This window comes from Intrasporangium sp., assembly GCF_036566125.1.
GTDB lineage: Bacteria > Actinomycetota > Actinomycetes > Actinomycetales > Dermatophilaceae > Intrasporangium.
In genome coordinates, this window is the sequence record NZ_DATCWX010000174.1 from 1 (window position 1) to 2,749 (window position 2,749).

At 70.2% G+C, this 2,749-nt stretch carries 2 protein-coding genes; both read left to right on the forward strand.

Annotated features, from left to right (window positions below; translation table 11 throughout):
• The first annotated feature begins 18 nt into the window (after positions 1-18).
• Positions 19-2,565: a DUF4118 domain-containing protein gene (locus VIR15_RS10545; protein ID WP_331927435.1), complete on the forward strand. Its 2,547-nt coding sequence runs from the start codon at positions 19-21 to the stop codon at positions 2,563-2,565.
• Positions 2,562-2,749, forward strand: a 188-nt coding sequence (locus VIR15_RS10550) for a response regulator transcription factor (RefSeq protein WP_331927436.1), incomplete at its 3' end; no start/stop codon positions are given. The genes VIR15_RS10545 and VIR15_RS10550, both read left to right, overlap by 4 nt.

Consider the following 2,749-nt stretch of genomic DNA (forward strand, 5'->3'; position numbering starts at 1 on the left):
GCCAGCGAGGATCGAGACATGAGTCGTGGGTCCCTACGCATCTACCTCGGCTCCGCACCGGGCGTCGGCAAGACGTTCGCGATGCTCCATGAGGCCCGTCGACGCCGCGGGCGTGGGACCGATGTGGTCGTCGGCATTGTCGAGACGCACGGCCGTGCCCTCACCGCAACCCTGCTCGAGGGGCTGGAGGTCCTCCCCCGGCTCACGGTCGAGTACCGCGGCTCGCGGCGCGCCGAGCTCGACACGGCCGCCGTCATCGCCAGGCGGCCACAGGTCGTGCTGATCGACGAGCTGGCCCGCACCAACCTGCCGGGATCGAGGCATGAGAAGCGCTGGCAGGACGTCGAGGACATCCTCGACGCCGGCATTGACGTGCTGTCGACGGTCAACATCCAGCACCTGGAGTCGCTCAACGACGTCGTCCAGTCGATCACCGGCGTCCGTCAGCACGAGACAGTGCCGGACGAAGTGGTGCGCCGCGCGGCGCAGGTCGAGCTGGTCGACATGACGCCCGAGGCACTTCGGCGCCGGCTGGCCCACGGCAATGTCTACGGTGCCGACAAGGTCAACGGTGCGGTCGCCAACTACTTCCGTCTCGGCAACCTCTCGGCGCTGCGCGAGATCGCCCTGCTCTGGCTCGCCGACCGGGTCGACGAGGCACTCGAGCGGTACCGTGCGGACCAGGGCATTCGCGAGGCGTGGCCCACGCGCGAACGGGTGGTCGTCGCGGTCACCGGTGGCCCCGAGAGCGAGACGCTGCTACGTCGAGGTGCCCGTATCGCGACCCGCGCCGCAGGGGGCCAGCTCTTCGCCTGCCACGTCCGCTCCTCCGAGGACCAGGTCGGCGTCGACCCCGAGGCCCTGACCCGAATCCGCCGCGTCGCCCGCGACGTCGGCGCCGAGTTCCACGAGGTGTCCGGCACAGAGGTCGCCGGCGCAATCCTGGACTTCGCCCGAGGCGTCAACGCGACCCAGATCGTCGTCGGGGTGAGCCGTCGGAGCCGCTGGCAGCAGCTGCTGCGGCCCCGTATCGCCTCGGAAGTGGCAGACGGGTCAGGAGACATCGACGTCCACCTCGTGTCACACGAGGAGTCCAGGACAGGGCACCGGGACCGGCGCAATCGTGGCCTACCCCGGCGGCGGGTGGTTGGCGGCTTCCTCCTCGCGGCTGGGTGTCTGGTCGGCCTGACCGCAGCCCTCGTCGTGACGCAGGACAAGCACGCCCTCTCGTTCGATCTGCTCCTCTACCTCGCGCTCACTGTCGGCTGCGCGCTCGTCGGCGGCATCTGGCCGGCGCTCTCCTGCGCCGTGGCCGGGTCGCTCGTCGTCATCTGGTTCTTCACGGAGCCACGCGGCACCCTCACGATCAGCGATCCTCTCAACGCCCTTGCCCTCGTCCTGTTCATCCTCGTCTCGACAGCAGTGTCGTGGGTCGTCCACGTCGCGGCCCGTCGCACCGAGCAGGCCGTCGCCGCTCAGCGCGAGTCGGCCGCCCTCGCCGCCCTGAGCCGGGACCTGCTCGCCGAGCCTCGGCCGCTACCAGCCCTGCTCGACAAGGCGCGCGACGTCCTCGGCATGCGGCGCGCCGTACTCATAGAGACCGCCGACGACGGCGAGCGGATCGTGGTCGCCGCCACAGATCCGGCCCTCATGATCGGAACACCTCTGCACCCTGACCAGTCGTGGACCCTCGACGTCGCCGTCGAGGACGGCGTAGACCTCCTGTTCGACGGCCCACCCGTCGCCGCCGGCGACCAGCGCGTGATCAACGCGTATGCCGCGCATGCCGCCATCCTGCACTCGCGCGAGCAGCTCATCCGGGCAGCACAGCAGGCGGCTGGCCTGGCCCGTGACAACGCTGCCCGGACGACGCTCCTGGCGGCGGTCTCCCACGACCTGCGCACGCCGCTCGCCAGCATCAAGGCGGGCGTCTCCACGCTGCGCCAGCCCGGCGGCACCTTGTCCGCGGCGGACGAGTCCGAACTTCTCGAGTCGGTCGAGGGTTCCGCCGACCGACTCGACGCGCTCATCGGCAACCTGCTCGACCTGTCCCGTATCGAGACCGGCACCGTGCGGGCCCACACGCACCTTGTCGACCTGTTCGACATGGTCGTCGGCACGGTGCGCACCACCAGCGACCCCGCCCGCGTCGAGGTGGACATCGGCCCGGACATCCCCGCCGTGACAGCCGACTCCGGGCTGCTTGACCGTGTGCTCGCCAACCTCATCGAGAACGCGCTGCGTCACAGTGACAGGGACGTGTGCATCACCGGCAGTGTGTTCGGCGACGCGGTCCAGCTGCGCGTGGCCGACCGCGGACCAGGAGTCGACGACGTCGACAAGGAGCGGATCTTCGCCGCATTCCAGCAGCTGGGCGACTCGCCACGTGGCGAGGGCCTGGGCCTCGGACTGGCCGTGGCGCGCGGCCTGATGACAGTGATGGGTGGCACGCTCGTGCCCGAGGACACGCCCGGGGGCGGCCTGACCATGGTCGTCGAGCTGCCCCGCACCGGTACCGCCGAACCGAAGGCGGCACCGCGTGCCGCCGTGGAGGAGGACTCGTGATCCGAGTCCTCGTCGTCGACGACGACGTCAGGCTGCAGCGCACCCTGACCATTGCGCTACGCGCCCACGGCAACGACGTCGTCACCGCGAACGACGGACGCACAGCGATCCAAGCGGTCGAGGACGAAACTCCCGACGTGGTCATCCTCGACCTCGGCCTGCCCGACATCGACGGGACCGAAGT